Annotated in this window: 20 protein-coding genes; 5 read left to right on the top strand and 15 right to left on the bottom strand. The window is 61.4% G+C overall.

The genetic code is table 11. From position 1 onward, the window contains the following. Positions 1 to 231: 231 nt before the first annotated feature. The 7 genes from lpdA to sdhC form a co-directional block, all read right to left on the bottom strand. Positions 232 to 1,668: a dihydrolipoyl dehydrogenase gene (gene lpdA / locus HS968_RS12735; RefSeq protein ID WP_119691205.1), complete on the bottom strand. Its 1,437-nt coding sequence runs from the start codon at positions 1,666 to 1,668 to the stop codon at positions 232 to 234. Positions 1,669 to 1,731: 63 nt separating this feature from the next. Further along, positions 1,732 to 2,955 (bottom strand): 2-oxoglutarate dehydrogenase complex dihydrolipoyllysine-residue succinyltransferase, encoded by a 1,224-nt coding sequence (gene odhB, locus HS968_RS12730; RefSeq protein WP_182371496.1) that lies wholly within the window; start codon positions 2,953 to 2,955, stop codon positions 1,732 to 1,734. A gap of 65 nt (positions 2,956 to 3,020) precedes the next feature. Beyond that, on the bottom strand, positions 3,021 to 5,852 hold the full coding sequence (locus HS968_RS12725; RefSeq protein WP_182371495.1) for a 2-oxoglutarate dehydrogenase E1 component: 2,832 nt from the start codon (positions 5,850 to 5,852) through the stop codon (positions 3,021 to 3,023). 252 nt (positions 5,853 to 6,104) lie between these two features. Beyond that, entirely contained in the window at positions 6,105 to 6,812 is a 708-nt protein-coding gene (locus HS968_RS12720; protein WP_106741402.1) for a succinate dehydrogenase iron-sulfur subunit, read from the bottom strand. Positions 6,813 to 6,823: 11 nt separating this feature from the next. Beyond that, positions 6,824 to 8,596, bottom strand: a complete 1,773-nt coding sequence (gene sdhA, locus HS968_RS12715) for a succinate dehydrogenase flavoprotein subunit (RefSeq protein WP_106741405.1) — start codon at positions 8,594 to 8,596, stop codon at positions 6,824 to 6,826. Positions 8,597 to 8,599: 3 nt separating this feature from the next. After that, a complete protein-coding gene (gene sdhD / locus HS968_RS12710) occupies positions 8,600 to 8,968 on the bottom strand; it encodes a succinate dehydrogenase, hydrophobic membrane anchor protein (protein WP_119691202.1) in 369 nt (122 codons plus the stop codon). Then, positions 8,962 to 9,336 (bottom strand): succinate dehydrogenase, cytochrome b556 subunit, encoded by a 375-nt coding sequence (sdhC, locus tag HS968_RS12705; protein ID WP_106741410.1) that lies wholly within the window; start codon positions 9,334 to 9,336, stop codon positions 8,962 to 8,964. The genes sdhD and sdhC overlap by 7 nt, the downstream gene beginning before the upstream one ends. A 363-nt stretch (positions 9,337 to 9,699) precedes the next feature. Here sdhC and gltA point away from each other — a divergent pair, with 363 nt between their 5' ends. Then, entirely contained in the window at positions 9,700 to 10,983 is a 1,284-nt protein-coding gene (gltA, locus tag HS968_RS12700) for a citrate synthase (RefSeq protein WP_106741412.1), read from the top strand. A gap of 69 nt (positions 10,984 to 11,052) precedes the next feature. Here the strand turns inward: gltA and HS968_RS12695 are convergent, their stop codons facing one another. The 3 genes from HS968_RS12695 to HS968_RS12690 all read right to left on the bottom strand — a co-directional run bounded on the left by HS968_RS12695 (position 11,053) and on the right by HS968_RS12690 (position 12,919). Then, positions 11,053 to 11,652: an START domain-containing protein gene (locus tag HS968_RS12695; RefSeq protein ID WP_182371494.1), complete on the bottom strand. Its 600-nt coding sequence runs from the start codon at positions 11,650 to 11,652 to the stop codon at positions 11,053 to 11,055. A gap of 66 nt (positions 11,653 to 11,718) precedes the next feature. Continuing rightward, positions 11,719 to 11,970: a YkgJ family cysteine cluster protein gene (locus HS968_RS26385; RefSeq protein ID WP_119691200.1), complete on the bottom strand. Its 252-nt coding sequence runs from the start codon at positions 11,968 to 11,970 to the stop codon at positions 11,719 to 11,721. A gap of 76 nt (positions 11,971 to 12,046) precedes the next feature. Next, positions 12,047 to 12,919 carry an NAD(P)-dependent oxidoreductase gene (locus HS968_RS12690; RefSeq protein WP_182371493.1) on the bottom strand — a complete coding sequence of 291 codons (873 nt, stop codon included), beginning with the start codon at positions 12,917 to 12,919 and terminating at the stop codon, positions 12,047 to 12,049. A gap of 183 nt (positions 12,920 to 13,102) precedes the next feature. Here HS968_RS12690 and HS968_RS12685 point away from each other — a divergent pair, with 183 nt between their 5' ends. The 3 genes from HS968_RS12685 to rhtA all read left to right on the top strand — a co-directional run bounded on the left by HS968_RS12685 (position 13,103) and on the right by rhtA (position 14,996). Next, a complete protein-coding gene (locus tag HS968_RS12685) occupies positions 13,103 to 13,651 on the top strand; it encodes an exonuclease domain-containing protein (protein ID WP_182371492.1) in 549 nt (182 codons plus the stop codon). A gap of 137 nt (positions 13,652 to 13,788) precedes the next feature. Further along, positions 13,789 to 14,070, top strand: coding sequence for a pyrimidine/purine nucleoside phosphorylase (gene ppnP, locus HS968_RS12680; RefSeq protein WP_003459961.1), 282 nt, complete (start codon positions 13,789 to 13,791; stop codon positions 14,068 to 14,070). A 74-nt stretch (positions 14,071 to 14,144) separates the two neighbouring features. After that, positions 14,145 to 14,996 carry a threonine/homoserine exporter RhtA gene (rhtA, locus tag HS968_RS12675; RefSeq protein WP_182371491.1) on the top strand — a complete coding sequence of 284 codons (852 nt, stop codon included), beginning with the start codon at positions 14,145 to 14,147 and terminating at the stop codon, positions 14,994 to 14,996. Here the strand turns inward: rhtA and HS968_RS12670 are convergent. From HS968_RS12670 to HS968_RS12650, 5 genes are read right to left on the bottom strand one after another with little or no spacing between them, the layout of a single operon-like run. Then, complete coding sequence (locus HS968_RS12670) at positions 14,993 to 16,750, bottom strand: ABC transporter transmembrane domain-containing protein (RefSeq protein WP_182371490.1); 1,758 nt, start codon at positions 16,748 to 16,750, stop codon at positions 14,993 to 14,995. The two genes, rhtA and HS968_RS12670, sit on opposite strands and share 4 nt — an antisense overlap. Before the next feature lie 8 nt (positions 16,751 to 16,758). Next, a complete protein-coding gene (locus HS968_RS12665; protein WP_182371489.1) occupies positions 16,759 to 17,166 on the bottom strand; it encodes a DoxX-like family protein in 408 nt (135 codons plus the stop codon). Beyond that, positions 17,159 to 17,593, bottom strand: a complete 435-nt coding sequence (locus tag HS968_RS12660; protein ID WP_182371488.1) for a thiol-disulfide oxidoreductase DCC family protein — start codon at positions 17,591 to 17,593, stop codon at positions 17,159 to 17,161. Before HS968_RS12660 ends, HS968_RS12665 begins: the two co-directional genes overlap by 8 nt. Beyond that, positions 17,590 to 18,180, bottom strand: coding sequence for a DUF1287 domain-containing protein (locus tag HS968_RS12655; RefSeq protein WP_182371487.1), 591 nt, complete (start codon positions 18,178 to 18,180; stop codon positions 17,590 to 17,592). Before HS968_RS12655 ends, HS968_RS12660 begins: the two co-directional genes overlap by 4 nt. 9 nt (positions 18,181 to 18,189) lie before the next feature. Then, positions 18,190 to 19,305 carry an ATP-NAD kinase family protein gene (locus tag HS968_RS12650; RefSeq protein WP_182371486.1) on the bottom strand — a complete coding sequence of 372 codons (1,116 nt, stop codon included), beginning with the start codon at positions 19,303 to 19,305 and terminating at the stop codon, positions 18,190 to 18,192. A gap of 220 nt (positions 19,306 to 19,525) precedes the next feature. Here HS968_RS12650 and HS968_RS12645 point away from each other — a divergent pair, with 220 nt between their 5' ends. Further along, entirely contained in the window at positions 19,526 to 19,696 is a 171-nt protein-coding gene (locus tag HS968_RS12645) for a PA1571 family protein (protein WP_182371485.1), read from the top strand. The last annotated feature ends 24 nt before the right edge of the window (positions 19,697 to 19,720 follow it).

The raw sequence follows: 19,720 nt of genomic DNA, 5'->3' as shown, positions 1-19,720 counted from the left end.
CGTCTTCGTTTAGGTATTGCGCATTCGGCGCTGCACTTTTGATACCGCGCCACCTGTGACTGCCTGAGCAGTCCGCCGGGCCTTGCGCGACACGTTCTGCAACGTGACGCGAGCCTCCCGACGTGGTTCTGCTTGCAAACACCGCCGTAGCGACAAGGCGATTACACAACGCCCCATCTACCACGGCGGCTTACAACAACTCGAGTGGCCGAACGACTCGGCCACTAACGCTTAGCGTTTCTTGCGGTTGGCGATGTGGATCGCGCCACCGTTCACGGCCAGGGCTGCTTCGTGCAGCGCCTCGGACAGCGTCGGGTGCGAGAAGACCATCATGCCCAGGTCTTCGGCGCTGGTGCCGAATTCCATGCCGATCGCACCTTGCTGAACCAGCTCGGCAGCGCTCGGGCCAATCACGTGAACGCCCAGTACGCGATCGGTGTTGGCATCGGCAATGACCTTGACCAGACCACCAGTATCGTTGGCAGCCATGGCACGGCCGCTGGCAGCGAACGGGAAGGTACCGACGTTGACGGCAACGCCTTCAGCCTTCAGCTGCTGTTCGGTCTTGCCGACCCATGCGATTTCCGGGTGGGTGTAGATAACCGACGGGATCAGGTCGTAGTTCATCTGGGCCTTGTGGCCAGCGATGCGCTCGGCAACCATCACGCCCTCTTCCGAGGCCTTGTGGGCCAGCATGGCGCCACGCACCACGTCACCGATGGCGTAAACGCCCGGTACGCTGGTCGCGCAATGATCGTCGACGAAGATGTAGCCGCGCTCATCGAGGGTCACGCCGCTGTCAGCAGCCAGGAGGTCGGTGGTGACAGGACGGCGGCCAACGGCCACGATCAGCTTGTCGAACACCATTTTCTGCTCGCCTTCGGCGTCGGTGAAGCTCACGGTAACCTGCTTCTTCTTCACTTCCGAACCGGTCACGCGAGCGCCCAGGCGGATGCTCAGGCCCTGTTTGGTCAGGGTCTTCATCGCTTCCTTGGCAATCTGCTCGTCAGCAGCCGGCAGGAACTTGTCCAGGGCTTCGAGAACGGTGACCTCCGCGCCCAGGCGCGACCAGACCGAACCCAGCTCAAGGCCGATCACGCCAGCGCCGATCACGCCCAGCTTCTTCGGTACGCTCTGGAATTCCAGGGCGCCGGTGGAGTCGACGATGACGTCCTGATCGACCGGAGCCGGCGGGATGTCAACCGGACGCGAGCCGGAAGCCAGGATCACGTTCTGCGCTTCGACGATGGAGGTCTTGCCATCCTTGTCGGTCACTTCGACCTGCTTGCCAGCCAGCAGCTTGCCGTGGCCTTCCAGCAGGGTCACGCCGTTGGCCTTGAACAGGCCGGCAACGCCACCGGTGAGGTTCTTGATGATGGTGTTCTTGCGCGCGACCATGGCCGGAACGTCGATGGTGACGCCTTTGGCCTCGATGCCGTGCACGGCGAAGCCGTCTTTGGCTTCGTGGTATTTCCAGGAGCTGTCCAGCAGAGCCTTGGAGGGGATGCAGCCGACGTTCAGGCAAGTACCGCCGAGGGCGACTTTACCCTCCTTGTCCTGATACTTCTCGATGCAGGCGGTCTTCAGGCCGAGTTGCGCTGCTTTGATGGCGGCAACGTAGCCACCAGGGCCGGCACCGATGACTACCACGTCGAATTTCTGAGTCATAACTGATTCCTTCTCGAAAAAACCGGGCGGCCTCATACCGAGGCCGCCTTGGAAAAGACTGGCTTAGATTTCCAGCAGCAGGCGAGCCGGGTCTTCCAGCAGGTTCTTGATGGTCACCAGGAAGCTAACGGCTTCCTTGCCATCGATCAGGCGGTGATCGTAGGACAGCGCCAGGTACATCATCGGGCGGATAACGACCTGACCGTTGATGGCCATCGGACGTTGAACGATGTTGTGCATGCCCAGGATAGCGGCCTGCGGCGGGTTGACGATCGGGGTCGACATCATCGAACCGAAAGTACCACCGTTGGTGATGGTGAAGGTGCCGCCGGTCATTTCCTCGATCGACAGTTTGCCGTCTTTGGCTTTCTTGCCGAAGGTGGCGATACCGCTTTCGATCTCGGCCAGGCTCATCAGCTCGGCGTTACGCAGTACCGGAACCACCAGGCCGCGGTCGCTGGAAACTGCAACACCGATGTCGGAGTAGCCGTGGTAAACGATGTCGTTGCCATCGATCGAAGCATTGACTGCCGGGAAGCGCTTCAGCGCTTCGGTAGCGGCCTTGACGAAGAAGGACATGAAGCCCAGGCGCACGCCGTTGTGGGACTTCTCGAACAGATCCTTGTACTTCGAACGCAGGGCCATGACTTCGGTCATGTCCACTTCGTTGAAAGTGGTCAGCATGGCCATGGTCGACTGAGCCTCGACCAGACGCTCGGCGATCTTGGCGCGCAGGCGGGTCATCGGAACGCGCTTCTCGGTGCGGTCGCCAGCGGCGGTCACAACCGGAGCGGCAGCAGCGGCAGCCGGCTTGGCAGCAGGAGCAGCCGGAGCGTTCTTCTTGGCTTCGACAGCAGCGACCACATCTTCCTTGGTCACTCGACCGCCTTTGCCGGTGCCAGCGATGCTGTTCGGGTCGATGCCGTTCTCTTCGGCCAGCTTGCGAGCAGCCGGCGAAAGGATGGCGTCGTCACCAGCAGCCGGGGCAGCAGCTTGAGCTTGAGCTGGAGCAGCGGCGGCAGGTGCAGCAGCCGGAGCAGCGGCAGCGCCACCTTCGGTCAGCTTGCCCAGCAGTTCGTTGGAGAGAACGGTATCGCCTTCGTTCTTGATGATTTCAGCCAGGACGCCGTCGGCCTCGGCCAGGACTTCGATCACGACCTTGTCGGTTTCGATGTCGACGATCAGCTCATCGCGCTTGACCGCTTCGCCCGGCTTCTTGTGCCAGGTGGCGACGGTGCCGTCGGCAACCGATTCCGGGAAGGTAGGGGCTTTGATCTCGATAGCCATTGTATGTGTTCCTTAAATTCGTTTTGTACCGGCAGGCGGCGAATGCCACCTGCCGGATGAAGGCGTTAAACAGTAAAGGCGTCCTGCAGCAGTTTTTCCTGCTGCTCGGCATGCATCGAGGCGTAACCGCAAGCTGGCGCAGCCGAGGCATCGCGACCGGCGTACTCGAGGAACAGTGCCTTCTTGTGCGCAGTGGCGACGCGACGCATGTGGTGCTGGCTGCAGTACCAGGCCCCTTGGTTCATCGGCTCTTCCTGACACCAGACGATGTGCTTGAGGTTCTTGTACGGAGCCAGAACCTCGGCCAGGTCGTCTTCCGGGAACGGATAGAGCTGCTCGATACGCACGATGGCGGTATCTTCGCGGCCTTCGGCGCGGCGTTTTTCCAGCAGGTCGTAGTAGACCTTGCCGCTGCACAGAATTAGGCGTTCGACCTTCTTCGGATCGATCGCATCGATTTCCGGGATGACGGTCTGGAACGAGCCTTCGGCCAGATCTTCCAGGGTCGAGATTGCCAGCTTGTGACGCAGCAGCGACTTCGGAGTCAGCACCACCAGCGGCTTGCGCAGCGGACGGATCACCTGACGACGCAGCATGTGGTAGACCTGAGCCGGAGTGGTCGGCACGCAGACCTGCATGTTGTGCTCAGCGCACAGTTGCAGGTAACGCTCCAGACGCGCCGAGCTGTGCTCAGGCCCCTGCCCTTCATAACCGTGCGGCAGCAGCATGGTCAGACCGCACAGACGGCCCCACTTGTGCTCGCCACTGGAGATGAACTGGTCGAATACCACCTGGGCACCGTTGGCGAAGTCGCCGAACTGAGCCTCCCAGATCACCAGCGCATTCGGCACGGTGGTCGAATAGCCGTATTCGAAGGCCAGCACCGCTTCTTCGGAAAGGAAGGAGTCGTACAGCTCGAACTTGGGCTGACCTTCGTACAGGTTCTTCAGGGCAACGTAGGTGCTGGCGTCCTTCTGGTTGTGCAACACCGCGTGACGGTGCGAGAAGGTGCCACGGCCGATGTCCTGACCGGTCATGCGGATCGGATGGCCTTCGAACAACAGGGTCGCGTAGGCCATGGTCTCGGCGTAGCCCCAGTTGATCGGCAAGCCGCCGGCGCCCATCTTCTGGCGATCTTCGAGGATCTTGGAAACCTGGCGCTGAACCAGGAAACCGTCCGGAATCTCCAGCAGCTTGGCCGACAGATCCTGCAGGGTCTTCAGGTCGAAGCGCGTGTCGTGACGCGCAGTCCAGGTGTGGCCCAGGTACGGACGCCAATCGACGAACAGTTCCTTGTTGGGCTCCTTGACCAGGCTCTTGACCACGTGTTGACCGTTATCCAGCGCGGTACGGTATTCGTCGATCTTGGCCTGTACGTCTTCGCTGGTCTGCACACCGGCAGCGACCAGTGCATCGGCATACAGCTCACGGGTGGTGCGCTGCTTGGCGATCTGCTGGTACATCAGCGGCTGGGTGCCGTTAGGCTCGTCGGCCTCATTGTGGCCGCGACGACGGTAGCAGACGAGGTCGATGACCACGTCACGCTTGTACTGCATACGATAATCGACAGCCAGCTGGGTTACGAACAACACGGCTTCCGGATCATCACCGTTCACGTGGAAGATCGGCGCCTGGATCATCTTCGCCACGTCGGTGGCGTATTCGGTCGAGCGCGAGTCTTCCGGACGGCTGGTGGTGAAACCAACCTGGTTGTTGATCACGATGTGGATGGTACCGCCCGTCTTGTAGCCACGGGTCTGCGACATCTGGAAGGTTTCCATCACCACGCCCTGACCGGCGAATGCCGCATCACCGTGGATGGAAATCGGCAGAACCTTGTCGCCACTGGCGTCGTTACGACGATCCTGGCGGGCACGTACCGAACCTTCGACCACCGGAGAAACGATCTCCAGGTGCGAGGGGTTGAACGCCAGCGCCAGATGGACTTCGCCACCAGCGGTCATGACGTTGGACGAGAAGCCCTGGTGGTACTTCACGTCACCGGAGGACAGGCCTTCGGTCTTCTTGCCTTCGAACTCGTCGAACAGGTCGCGCGGGTTCTTGCCGAAGGTGTTGACCAGTACGTTCAGACGGCCGCGGTGGGCCATACCGATGACGATTTCCTTGGTGCCATAGGAGCCGGAACGCTGGATGATCTCGTCCAGCATCGGGATCAGGCTCTCACCACCTTCAAGACCGAAGCGCTTGGTGCCTGGGTATTTGGTACCCAGGTACTTCTCCAGGCCTTCGGCGGCGGTGACGCGCTCGAGCACGTGCGCCTGCACTTCGGCGGAAAATTGCGGACGACCACGCACGCTTTCCAGACGCTGGGCGAACCAGTGACGCTGGCCGGAATCGACGATGTGCATGAACTCGGCACCGATGGTGCGACAATATGTCTGCTGCAACGCACCGAGGATTTCACGTAGGGTCGCCTCTTCCTTACCGATGTACAGCTCGCCGGTACGGAAAGTGGTATCCAGGTCAGCGTCGGTCAGGCCGTAGTGATTGATCGACAGATCGGACGGCGCGGTACGCACCCACAGCCCCAGCGGATCGAGCTGGGCGGCTTGGTGGCCACGCACGCGGTAGGCCTGGATCAGACGCAGCACTTCTACCTGCTTCTTCTCGTGCTCGCTGCTGACGGCCCCGGCGGAAACCGGCTGGGCACGACGCGAATTCTTGGCGAGCAGAACGAAATGATCGCGAATGGTCGAGTGCGACACATCCGCTGCAGCGCTGCCATCGGTCGGCAGCTTCTGGAAGTAAGTGCGCCACTCTTCTGGCACAGCGTTGGGATCGTGCAGGTAGAGCTCGTAGAGCTCTTCCACGTAGGCAGCGTTGCCACCGGATAGGTGGGCACTGTCCCACATGCGCTGCATCACGCTTTCTTGCATGCTTGGTCACCCTCGGTAAGGGGACACCATCGGCGCGAATACCGTATGGCCCAAATCAAAGTCATGGTGCTGCGACTCGGATAAAGCCACTTGGGTTCCCGCAGATAGTCCGGGTACCAGCCCGGATGCCCCTGCTGGTCGTCATAATTTTTCGAATATGGAACCGCGGCTTTGTGGGCTGCGGTTCTGGCTTTTACTGCAAGGCCGGCCGAAGCCGGACTTGCAGGTGTTACAGGTACAGCAACTTTCGAATCAGGTACCGCTTTGCAGCAACATGTTGCGAACGTGACCAATGGCCTTGGTCGGGTTCAACCCTTTCGGACACACGTTCACGCAGTTCATGATGCCGCGGCAGCGGAACACGCTGAACGGGTCGTCCAGGGACGCCAGACGCTCGCTGGTCTTGGTGTCACGGCTGTCGGCCAGGAAGCGGTAGGCCTGCAGCAGTGCAGCGGGACCGAGGAACTTGTCAGGGTTCCACCAGAACGACGGGCAGCTGGTCGAGCAGCACGCGCACAGAATGCACTCATACAGGCCGTCAAGCTTCTCACGCTCTTCCGGCGACTGCAGACGCTCGATGGCCGGAGCCGGCGTATCGTTCTGCAGGAACGGCTGCACCTTCTCGTACTGCTTGTAGAAGATGCTCATGTCGACGACCAAGTCACGAATGACCGGCAGGCCTGGCAGCGGACGAATCACCAGCTTGCCGCCCTTGAGGCCGGCAGCGGAGATCGGCGTGATGCAGGCGAGGCCGTTCTTGCCGTTGATGTTCATGCCATCGGAGCCGCAAACACCTTCACGGCAGGAGCGACGGTAGGAGAAGCCTTCGTCCTGTTCCTTGATCAGCGCCAGCACGTCAAGAACCATGATGTCCTTGCCTCCGGTATCGACCTGGAAGTCCTGCATGAACGGAGCAGCGTCTTTCTCCGGGTTGTAGCGATAAACACTGACTTGCAACATATCAGTCACCCTTAATAAGTCCGAACCTTGGGTTCAAATGCCGGAACGGTCTTCGGCGCGAAGTTGACGGCACGCTTGGCAACGCGCTTCTCGCCTGGGAAGTACAGGGAGTGGCACAGCCAGTTCTGGTCATCGCGCTCTTCGAAGTCTTCACGAGCGTGGGCGCCACGGGACTCTTTACGAGCCTCGGCTGCGACCGCGGTCGCTTCGGCGACTTCGAGCAGGTTTTGCAGTTCCAGCGCTTCGATACGCGCAGTGTTGAACGCCTGGCTCTTGTCCGCGATTTTGACTTTCGCGATGCGCTCACGCAGGTCGGCCAGTTGTTGGATGCCCTTCTGCATGTATTCGCCAGTACGGAATACACCGAAGTAGTTCTGCATGCACTGTTGCAGCTCTTTACGCAGCGGCGCGACATCTTCGCCAGTGCTGCGCTCGTTGACACCAGCCAGACGCGACAGCGACTGCTCGATGTCGGTTTCGCTGGCACCACGGACTTCCACGCCTTCTTTCAGCGCTTTTTCCAGGTGCAGGCCAGCGGCACGACCGAACACGACCAGGTCGAGCAGCGAGTTACCGCCCAGACGGTTGGCGCCGTGTACCGATACGCACGCCACTTCACCTACGGCGAACAGGCCTTCGATGATCTTGTCGTTGCCGTTGGCGTCCTGAGTCATTGCCTGGCCATGAATGTTGGTGGCAACGCCGCCCATCATGTAGTGGCAGGTCGGAATGACCGGAACCGGTGCGACAACCGGGTCGACGTGCGCGAAGGTCTTCGACAGTTCGCAAATGCCAGGCAGGCGGCTGTGCAGTACTTCTTCGCCCAGGTGATCGAGCTTGAGCAGCACGTGATCCTTGTCCGGACCACAGCCGTTGCCGGCGATCACTTCCTTGACCATGGAGCGGGCAACGACGTCGCGGCCAGCCAGGTCTTTGGCGTTGGGAGCGTAACGCTCCATGAAACGCTCGCCATGGGCGTTGATCAGGTAACCACCCTCACCACGGCAGCCCTCGGTAACCAGTACACCGGCGCCGGCGATACCGGTCGGGTGGAACTGCCACATCTCGATGTCCTGCACCGGTACGCCAGCACGCAGAGCCATGCCCACGCCGTCGCCAGTGTTGATCAGGGCGTTGGTGGTGGAGGCGTAGATACGACCGGCACCGCCAGTGGCCAGAACCACGGCCTTGGAGCGGATGTAGACGGTTTCGCCAGTCTCGATGCAGATGGCGATGATGCCGACGATAGCGCCGTCCTGGTTCTTCACCAGATCGACTGCGTACCACTCGTTGAGGAACGAGGTGCCGGCTTTCAGGTTGGCCTGATACAGGGTGTGCAGCAGTGCGTGACCGGTACGGTCGGCAGCGGCGCAGGTACGGGCAGCCTGAGTCGGATTATCCGGGCCTTTGGACTGACCGCCGAACGGACGTTGATAGATGCGGCCTTGCTCGGTACGGGAGAACGGCAGGCCCATGTGCTCGAGTTCGAACACGGCCTCCGGACCGACGGAACACATGTATTCGATAGCGTCCTGGTCACCGATGTAGTCGGAACCCTTGACGGTATCGTACATGTGCCAGCGCCAATCATCGTTCGGGTCGGCCGAAGCGATGGCGCAGGTGATACCACCTTGAGCGGATACGGTGTGCGAGCGAGTCGGGAACACCTTGGTGACCACGGCAGTCTTGTGACCGCCCTGAGCCAGCTGCAGCGCTGCGCGCATACCAGCGCCACCACCACCTACGATGATGGCGTCATAGGAAAGAGTACGGATGCTAGCCATGAATCAGAAACCCCACAGAATCTGGACGCCCCAGACGAACAGGACGAACTGGAGAACGCCACATACCGCCTGAACCAGGAAACGCACGCCGGTAGCCCAGCGGCCAATGGCCATGGGCGTCAGGTAGTCGGTGGTGATGGTCCACAGACCTACCCAGGCGTGCACGATCAACGCAACCAGCGCCAGAAGGCTGAAGATGCGCATCGCGGTGTGAGAGAACAGGCCGTGCCATTCGGCATAGCCCATCCCTGGATTACAGATCACATAGCCCAGCAGAAACAGCGTGTAAGCCGCGAGAACGACCGCAGAAACGCGTTGCGCCATCCAGTCATAGAGGCCCGAACGCGAGAAGTTCGTAACGTTGGTTACCATATCCACACCCCCAGCAGCACGATCACGATGACCGAGATGACAAGCACGATTTTCGAGCCCAGCTTGCCGCCTTCAAGCGTCTCACCGACGCCGACATCCATGATCAGATGGCGCACACCGGCCACCAGGTGGTACAGCAGAGCGGACAGAAGACCCCAGATCACGAACTTGGCCAGCGGGCTGGTCAGGCATTCTTTCACTTGGGCGAAGCCCTCTTCGGAAGTCAGCGACTTGTCGAGGCCGAACAGCAGGATGGCGATACCGACAAAGAGGATGACACCGGAGATACGGTGAAGAATGGACGTGTAAGCGGTGATCGGAAGCTTGATAGTCCGAAGGTCTAGGTTTACAGGTCGTTGGCTATTCACGGCTTTTTTATCACACTGAGAGCCCCTAACTATCAGGGCAAAGTTGTTGGGAAGTGCACTGGCAAGGTACCCATCACCCAATGAGTGACAACCGCCATGACACGGCCCTAAAGCCTGTGGCGGTCGGCCGCAGAGTATAGACAGTTAGCAGACTAATGACAATGCGACCTCCCCCCCTAAAAAGCGCATTGCAGACTGTAAAAAAATGACGTAAATAGCGGCCTTTTTTCGTTGAAAACCACGCCGAAACCCTTCTGCCAGCTGGGTTTTCGCAAATTGACTTTCGGATTTATCCCACTATAGTGGTGCGGGCCCTGCGTGGGGGGCTGGTTGATGATTCCAAGCATAATTAGGAGGCCACACATGGCTGACAAAAAAGCGCAGTTGATCATCGAGGGCGCAGCCCCCGTCGAACTGCCTGTTCTGACCGGCACCGTTGGTCCTGATGTAATCGATGTGCGGGGCCTGACCGCCACGGGTCGCTTCACTTTTGATCCCGGCTTCATGTCGACCGCCTCTTGCGAGTCGAAGATCACCTATATCGATGGTGACAAGGGCATCCTGCTGCACCGCGGCTATCCGATCGAGCAACTCGCCGAAGACTCCGACTACCTGGAAACCTGTTACCTGCTGCTCAATGGCGAACTGCCGAGCAAGGAAGAGAAGGCCCAGTTCGTCAGCACCATCAAGAACCACACCATGGTTCACGAGCAGTTGAAGACCTTCTTCAACGGCTTCCGCCGCGATGCCCACCCAATGGCCATCATGTGCGGCGTAGTGGGCGCCCTCTCCGCCTTCTACCATGACTCGCTGGACATCAATAATCCGCGCCATCGCGAGATTTCGGCCATGCGCCTGGTCGCCAAGATGCCGACCATCGCGGCCATGACCTACAAGTACTCCATGGGCCAACCCATGATGTACCCGCGTAACGACCTGAACTACGCGGAAAACTTCCTGCACATGATGTTCAACACCCCGGCCGAGATCAAACCGATCAGCCCGGTGCTGGCCAAGGCGATGGACAAGATCTTCATCCTCCATGCCGATCATGAGCAGAACGCCTCCACCTCCACCGTGCGCCTGGCAGGCTCCTCGGGCGCCAACCCGTTCGCCTGTATCGCAGCCGGCATCGCCGCACTGTGGGGCCCTGCACACGGTGGCGCCAACGAAGCCGTACTGGCCATGCTGGACGAGATCGGTGACGTATCGAACATCGACAAGTTCATCGCCAAGGCCAAGGACAAGAACGATCCGTTCAAGCTCATGGGTTTCGGCCATCGCGTTTACAAGAACCGCGACCCGCGCGCTACCGTGATGAAGCAGACCTGCGACGAAGTCCTCGGCGAGCTGGGCATCACCAACGATCCGCAGCTGGAACTGGCCATGCGCCTGGAAGAGATCGCCCTGACCGATCCGTACTTCAAGGAACGCAACCTGTACCCGAACGTCGACTTCTACTCGGGGATCATCCTCAAGGCGATCGGTATTCCGACCAGCATGTTCACCGTGATCTTCGCCCTGGCACGTACCGTCGGCTGGATCTCGCACTGGAAGGAAATGCTCTCCGGTCCGTACAAGATCGGTCGCCCGCGCCAACTGTACACCGGTTACGAGCAGCGCGACCTGCCTGCCAACCGCGACTGATAGCGCTGCATCACGAAAAAGGCTGCCAATTGGCAGCCTTTTTTCATTTATCCAGCTATGCAGCGCGACTCAACGCCCCTCGGCCTGCGCACGCAACCCCTTCAGCGTCTCCAGCGGCGCATCGACCACGAAGCTGTTGGCCAGCCAGGACGGTACGCTACCACCCGGCTCGGTATGCACCTCGTAAGTCACTTCCACCTCACCATCGCTCAGCGGCTTCATATGCCACTGGCCATCGACCCGACTGACCCGCACGAAGTCCTTTTCTTCCGGCAGGCGCTCAGGCACGGCCTTGAGCAGACGCGTGACGCTGCCGTCAGGCTCGGTTCGAGTGGTGACTTGAATCACTGAATCACGCGACTTCACCGGCCAGGGCATCTTGAAGCGGGTATAGATTTCGCTGACATCGTCCTTGGTCTCCAGCAGCCGCTGCTGCTGACAGCTGAAGATCCAGGCGCAGGAGCCTGAAACGTCCTCCTGCAAGGCCAGCAAATGCGGCAGATCGCTTTTTACCGTGACCACGCCACGGTAGGCCTTGTACTTCGACCCAGGCACCTCGGCCAGATAGACACGAATGCCGTCCTCCTCCCGTTCCAGCTGCCACGGCCTCTCGGCGGCATGGGCGGCGCTCGCACACAAGATCATGGCCAATGCGGAAATACGGATCATCTTCAGACCAGCTCCCTGGGGATTGTTTGCGTTTCGACCGCTGATGATCATAGCGGGTTCAGATCATCAGGCAGTCGCCTGCTCGAGCCAACCCAGCATTCGAATGGCACTCTCACGGCTGTCGCCACAGACAAGCTCGTCAGCCTTGAATGCAGCGCACACAGCCGGACGCTCCGCCCGCCCGAACAGGGCGCAGAGGTAGTCAACGGTAAGGTGGAGACAACGCACGCCTGCTGGCTTACCTTCGGGCATGCCTGGAATCGGCGAACTGATGGAGGGCGCGATGCAGCAGGCACCACAACCGGCACGACATTCCATGAGAAGACCTCGACGACGCGAAACGAACGGCGGCGATCCTAATGATGCGCGCGCCGCCAGTCGAGGCCTTTCATGATCAGTGGTTACGCTGCAGGCGCGCCAACAGACTGGAGGTGTCCCAGCGCCCACCGCCCATGCCCTGCACGTCGGCGTAGAACTGGTCGACCAGCGCCGTGACCGGCAGTTGCGCCCCATTGCGGCGCGACTCTTCGAGCAGGATCGACAGATCCTTGCGCATCCAGTCGACGGCGAAACCGAAATCGAACTCACCGGCCAGCATGGTCTTGTAGCGATTTTCCATTTGCCAGGATTGCGCAGCGCCCTTGCTGATCACATCGACCACCGCGTGGCCATCGAGACCGGCGCATTGAGCGAAGTTCAGCGCCTCGGCCAACCCCTGAACCAGGCCAGCGATGCAGATCTGGTTGACCATCTTGGTCAACTGCCCGCTACCGGCCGGCCCCATCAGTCGAATCATTCGCGCATAGCTCTGGATAGCAGCTTCGGCGGCGGCATAGGCTTGCGGCTCGCCGCCAACCATCACCGTCAGCACGCCGTTGACGGCGCCCGCCTGACCACCAGACACCGGCGCATCGAGAAAACCCAGGCCGCGCTCGGCGGCGATAGCTGCCAGCTCCCGCGCGACATCAGCAGAGGCCGTGGTGTGATCGACCAGGACGGCGCCCGGCGCCATACCCGCGAAAGCGCCCTGCTCGCCCAGAACCACGCTGCGCAGGTCATCATCGTTGCCCACGCAGCACATCACCAGCTCGGCACCCTGCACGGCTTCACGCGGTGTTGGCGCACTGCTGCCGGCGTATTCGCCCATCCATTGCTCGGCCTTACCCGGCGAGCGGTTGTAGACCGTCACCTGATGCCCTTTGCGCGCCAGATGCCCGGCCATTGGATAGCCCATGACGCCCAAGCCGAGAAACGCGACCTTTGCCATACCAACCTCCTCCAGATGTAGGCGGCAGAGCCTAACACGGCGTTTGCCCTGCTCGAAAAGCCCTTCCATACTGCCAGCGGTTTCGTTCAGAGCGAGGGCTTGAGCCTGATCTGATGCCAGGAACCTTTTCAATGCAGCGGGGCCGAAGCGCAAAATATCGCAGACAGGTTCTAAGGAGCGCCCATGGGGCATTGGCTAGTCATCGACCTGGAAGCCACCACCGACGAAGGCGGCTGGGCGATGGAAGAAATGGAAATCATCGAGATCGGTGCCAGCCTGGTCGGAGCAGATGGTCATGAGCGCGACCATTTTCAGCGCATCATCAAACCGCAGCGCCGGCCCTGCCTGACCGACTTCTGCCGCGAACTCACCCATATCACCCAGGCCGAGATCGATAGCGCCGCCGCCTTGCCTCAGGTATGGACCCAGTTCGAACGCTGGCTGGGACAACATGCGCCGCGTCTGGCGGGCTGGAGCAGCTGGGGGGACTACGACCGCCGCCAACTGGAACAGGAATGGCGCCAGCATCAGCTGCATAGCCTGTTGGCCGATGTTCCGCACCTGAACCTCAAGCAAGCCTTCGCCAAGGCGCGTCAGTTGCCACGCCCCGTAGGCCTTCACAGCGCCCTGCAACTGGCCGGCATGCAGTTTCAAGGGCAGCAGCACCGTGCCCTGGAGGACGCACGCAATACAGCACGCCTGCTGCCACTGGTTCTCCCCGTGAAAGGGTGATGACGAAAAAAAAGCGCTTGGGCATACTGGCGCCCTTTTATGGCCTGCCATCCATGGCGGCCATCCTTCGGGTCGTCGCCTAGCGACGTTAAAACTGGCTCCCAGCATTTTTTCCAAACCCTTCCGAGGAATCGCAGATGTTCAAGGTCAACGAGTACTTCGACGGCACCGTCAAATCCATCGGCTTCACCATGGCTGAAGGCCCTGCCACCATTGGCGTGATGGCCCCGGGCGAATACGAATTCGGCACCAGTCAGCTGGAAGTCATGCATGTCGTCGCCGGCGCCCTGACCGTCAAACTGCCGGGTAGCGACAGCTGGAACACCTTTGAAGCCGGCAGCAAGTTCACCGTCGAAGCCAACAGCAAGTTCCAGCTGAAGGTGGCCGTGGATACCGCTTACCTCTGCGAATACCGCTAAGCCACAAGGCGCCACGAAGAACCGGCCCCAGCGGCCGGTTTTTTCTTTGATGATCAGCACCAGGACACAGCCCCATGTCGCGCACCGCACTTTTTGTCCCCATAGCCCTGCTCGTGGTGGCCATGGTCTCGATCCAGAGCGGTGCATCGCTGGCCAAGAACCTGTTCCCCCTAGTCGGTGCCGAGGGCACCACGGCGCTGCGCCTGGTGCTCGGTGCGATCATTCTGTCGCTGGTGATGCAGCCCTGGCGGGCCAAGCTGGATCTGCGCAAGTGCCAGGCACTCGTCGCCTACGGCCTGTCCCTGGGGGGCATGAACCTGCTCTTCTACATGTCGCTGCAGAGCATTCCACTGGGCATCGCCGTGGCCCTGGAATTCACCGGCCCGCTGGCCCTGGCGTTGTTTTCTTCACGCCGTCTGCTGGATTTCATCTGGGTCATCCTGGCCATTGCTGGGCTGTGGATGCTGCTACCCACCGGTGCCACGCAGAGCGCCATCGACCCGCTTGGCGCCGCCTTGGCGCTCGGTGCGGGCGTTTGCTGGTCGCTGTACATCATCTTCGGCCAGAAAGCCGGCGCCCAGCATGGGCGCCACACCGTTGCGCTGGGAACCTGGGTCGCCGCGCTGCTGGTTCTACCCATCGGGGTCTGGCATGCCGGTAGCGACCTGCTGAGCGTCGATCTGCTGCCAATCGCACTGGGCGTCGCGCTGTTGTCTTCCGCTCTGCCCTACAGCCTGGAGATGGTCGCCCTAACGCGCCTGCCAGCACGCACCTTCAGTGTCCTGATGAGCCTGGAGCCGGCTGTCGCCGCGCTATGCGGCCTGATTTTTCTCGGCGAGAAGCTGCTCTGGGGGCAGTGGCTGGCCGTCGGCGCGATCATCATCGCCTCGGCCGGCGCTGCCGCCACTATCAGGCCCAAGAGCTAGCTGCCGAACTGCAACTCGGCCAAACGCGCATAGAGCGGGCTGCGCTCGATCAGCTCGGCATGCCGGCCAATCGCGGCCAGGCGCCCCTGCTCGATCACCGCAATGCGATCCGCTTGTTTCACCGTGGCCAGACGATGGGCGATCACCAGCGTCGTGCGTCCAGCCATCAGCGATGGCAGCGCCTGCTGGATCAGATGTTCACTCTCTGCATCCAGTGCGCTGGTAGCCTCGTCCAGCAGCAGGATCGGCGCATCGGCAAGCAAGGCACGAGCAATCGCCAGACGCTGACGCTGGCCACCGGAGAGCCCGAGCCCGGCCTCACCGAGATGAGTCTGATAGCCCTGTGGCAGGCGCTGGATGAATTCATGAGCGTGCGCCGCACGTGCAGCCGCTTCCACCTCGGCATGACTGGCATCCAGGCGACCATAGCGAATATTGTCCTCGACCGAGCCGAAGAACAGCGCGGGATTCTGCGAAACCAGGGCGAAACTGGCACGTAACTCACGCGGATCGAGCTGATCGATCGGCACGCCATCGATGAGGATGCGCCCGGCCTGCGGGTCGAAGAAGCGCAGCAGCAGGTCGAACAGCGTCGACTTGCCTGCCCCAGAAGGGCCAACCAGAGCCAAGGTCTCACCCGCTGCCACCTGCAGGTCGATGCCATCGATGGCATAGCTGTCCGAGCGTGACGGATAGGCGAAGCGCACGCCCTGCAGCTCGATACGTCCCTGCACCGGCTGCGACAGGTGCTGCGGCTGCGGCGGCGCCACGATGGCGTTACTGGCACGCAGCAGCTCGCCAATACGCTCAGCGGCGCCGGCCGCACGCTGCAACTCGCCGATCACCTCGCTCAAGGTGCCGAACGACGAGCCGACGATCAGGCTGTAGAACACGAAAGCGGCCAGTTCGCCGCCGGAAATACGCCCGGCGATCACATCCATGCCGCCCACCCAGAGCATCACCCCCACCGCACCGAGCACCAGCACGATGACCACGGTGATCAACCACGAACGCTGGGCGATACGCTTGCGCGCCACATCGAACGCCGCCTCGGCGGACTCACCGAAACGACGCTTGTCCTCGTCCTGGTGGTTGTAGGCCTGCACCGTCTTGATCTGCCCCAGCGCCTCGCCCACGTAGCTGCCGACATCCGCCACACGATCCTGGCTTTGCCGCGACAGTGCGCGCACGCGGCGGCCAAACAGCAGGATAGGCGCCACCACCAGCGGCAAGGCCAGCAGGACGATGCCGCTGAGCTTGGGATTGGTGACCACCAGCAGCACGCTGCCGCCAATCAGCATGATCAGGTTGCGCAGCGCCATCGACAGCGATGAGCCGATCACCGATTGCAGTAGCGTGGTATCGGCAGTCAGCCGTGACTGGATTTCCGAACTGCGATTGCTCTCGTAGAAGCCTGGGTGCAGCTCGATCAGATGATCGAACACCCGCCGACGGATATCCGCGACCACTCGCTCGCCGATCCACGACACCAGATAGAAGCGCGTATAGGTGCCAAAGGCCAGCGCCAGAACCAGCACGAAGAACAGCAGCAGGGACTGACGCAGCGCTGCCGGCGATTGCGTGGCCAGGCCCTGATCCACCAGCAGCTTGATGCCCTGGCCCATGGACAGGGTGATCGCCGCCGTGAACATCAGCGCCAGCAGCGCGCCCACTACTCGGCCGCGATAAGGCGCGATGAAGCGCCAGGCCAGGCGCATGGCACCACGCTGGCGGGAGGAAAGCATCGATGTCATGACAGGTCTCAGGAGTCAGCAGCCGAGGGCGCTTCGGCCAGCCATGCCACTGCGCACAGAGTCAGCGCGGCCAGGTTGGTCGAGAGCGGATTGAACGCCTGGATCAACAGATGGGGACTGAACAACGCAACATCAAGCAACAGCGCCAGTAATACTGCGCCAGCGACCAGCAAGAACCAGCGCTGCCGACGCAGCGTCAGCAGCACGATGCCCAGGAGTATCTCGGCGACGCCAGCGATACGGGCGATCACCTCCGTGGCGAACAGCGGGTAATCAGCCAGGCTGTGAGCCCCGATCATCGCCACCTCGTCAGGGCTGAGCCAGAGAATCTTCGGTGCCAGCCCATGCCAGATGAACACCAGCGCCAAGGCCAGCCGAGCGAGCCAGGCAATCTGCGCCAGACGCGCATCAGTCATGCAGGAAGCGCTCGCTATGGTCGGCGCTGGACAGCAGGCAGACCTCATACCGGCCGAACAGACGGTAGCGATTCAGCGCAATGCGGTCGTAGCTCCAATCGCGCAGCGGGCGCGGAATCACACGCAGCCAACTGAGGCTACGCCAGGGCTGGGGCAAACGGGCAAGGATGCGCAGCAACGCCGAGGAACGTACATGCAACCCGGCCTCGTCGATCAGCGCCATGGTGTCGAAACGGTCGGTCGGCAGGCCATACCAGGCCAGCAATGCCTGGCCCTGTGTCGACTGCACCGAAGCCAGGCGAAACTGTCGCTGCCGGTCATGGCGAATGAGGAATCTCGCCCAGCCGTTGCAGAGCCTGCAGACGCCATCGAACAGTACGACACGCTCGCCTGCAGCAAGATTCGGCGGCAACGACTGCTGCGTCATTGACCAGCCCTCGCCTGCTGCGCCAGCGCCCGGTAATGGCCAGTAATGCGGTAGGCGAACAGAATGTCCTCCTCCTGCGTACCCCGGCCAATGTTGTGCAGCACCAGCGGTGTGCCGGTTGCAGCCTGACGGTCGCTGACGATGCCGATGTGGGTGAGGCCGCGGCCCAGATCCCAGGTGACGATATCGCCGGCCCGGTAAGCCGAGGCATCCTGTTTGACCGGCAGCGACCAGCCCTGGCGCTTGAACCAGGTCATCAGGTTGGGCACCCGGCGGTGGTCGATATTGCTGTCCGGGCGGCTCAACCCCCAATGCTTCGGATAGACCGCGAAGTTGCCACGCATATCACGATGTACCGACTCCTGCAGATCCAGCCCCTGTTGGCGCAGCGCACGGATCACCACATCGGTGCAGACCCCGGTGGCCATGGGCACGTCGCCGCCTGGATAGCTCAGTTTCCGGTAGGCCGGGTCATAGCTCAGGGTCACGCCAACCTGCTTGCGCGCATCGAGTACCAGCTTGTCCGCCTCGATGGCCTGCGCGGCAAAAGCCAGCGACCAGACCAGCAGCGCGATCACCATTCGCATATCGATCTCCTATCGACTCAGGGGATACAGCAGTTCTTCCTTATAGCCAGCCCAGACCCGCACCGCATCTGGAAAGGCATCGTCCAGCGTCACGTCGCCACTATCGACCAGTAGCGGCCTTCCTTCCAGGGTCGCCAGCTTGCGCTTGGTTGCCACCACGCGCAGGCGCTCCAGGCCAATGGCGCGCAACACTCGCGGGCTGACCTGCTGATTGCCGCGGCCGATGATATGGCCCTGACCACCAATGGCGGTGACCAGCAGATAAGTCGGATGCCCCTCGACCAGGCCGAACAGCTCGGCTTCGTTGACGTCACGAGCAATGACCTGACCATCCTCGATCACATCGACGCCCAGCAACGTGGTTTCCAGCCCCAGGTTGTGCGCCAGGCCATGCAAGGTCGAACCAGGGCCAAACACGTAACGCGCGCCAGGCTCCCACTCTGCCTCCAGCCAGGCGGCAAGATCCGCCAGCACCAGTTCTTCGGACTCCATACCGCCCTGCTTGACCGCCTGTACGTAACCACCTTCCTGCGGCACGCACAGCTCGCCATACCAGCGTGCAGTCACGCGCCCCTCACGCAAGGCATTCTCATCGATATCGCGGACTTCACCGCTGGCCAGACGAACCAGGCCACCTTCGATCAGCCGTGCAGTCAGCTCGCCTGCTGCACGTGGGCTTATGGCGTAGACGCCAGATTGAATCTTTACCCCGGCGGGAATGCCCAGTACTGGCTGCCCTTGCCTGACGGCCGCACAGACATCGCGCGCGGTGCCATCGCCGCCGGCAAACAGAATCAACGCCACGCCTGCGTCCTGCAGTTGCTGCACGGCCCGGCGGGTGTCTTCTGCTGTGGTCAACTGAGGGTCGACCTGCCCCAGCAAACGATGCTCGAAGCCCATCTGCGCCAAAAGATCGCCACCCATATCGCCCGGATAGCTGACGAACTCTATGCGCTCACGCAGGGTCAACAACTGTTCAAGTGCCGTGCGTGTACGTTGTGCGGCTTTTGGCTCGACACCCAGAGCCAGCGCCTGTTCGGCCATGCCGTCGCTGCCCTTGAACCCTGCCGGGCCGCCCAGCCCAGCCAGTGGATTGATGATCAGACCGATATGAAAACGCGACATGAGTTCCTCGTTCCACGCAGGCTGGCATGCCGCCTGCAATACGACTTTCACACTGTATTTTGTGACGGAGTTCCGCCGTCTTGAAACCTGTTCAAAGTATCGCGAGCCAGAGTCAGGCATAGCCACAAGCGGCTGCCGACGCGCAGCAGACTTTGAACTGTCACCGCGCCTTCATCTGGGCACTCTAGAGTGGCGCGCATCATTGATGAGGAGACAGGCCATGAGCATGCAAGACAACGCAGCCCCATGCATCACCAGCAAGCAATCGCAGGAGCCGGTGGGCGGTTTTATCATCGACGGTCAGGGCCGCGAAGTGCCGATCACCGAAGACATGATCCAGCAGGCCTGCGATGCGCTGGAAGAAAGCCGTGAGCAGGCTCGCCAGAGCTGAGCCCGCCACACGGACGACAGGGGG

It is taken from the genome of Pseudomonas berkeleyensis (genome assembly GCF_014109765.1).
Lineage (GTDB): Bacteria > Pseudomonadota > Gammaproteobacteria > Pseudomonadales > Pseudomonadaceae > Aquipseudomonas > Aquipseudomonas berkeleyensis.
Note: the sequence above shows the minus strand (reverse complement) of the source record. Positions and strands in the feature narration are given on the sequence as shown.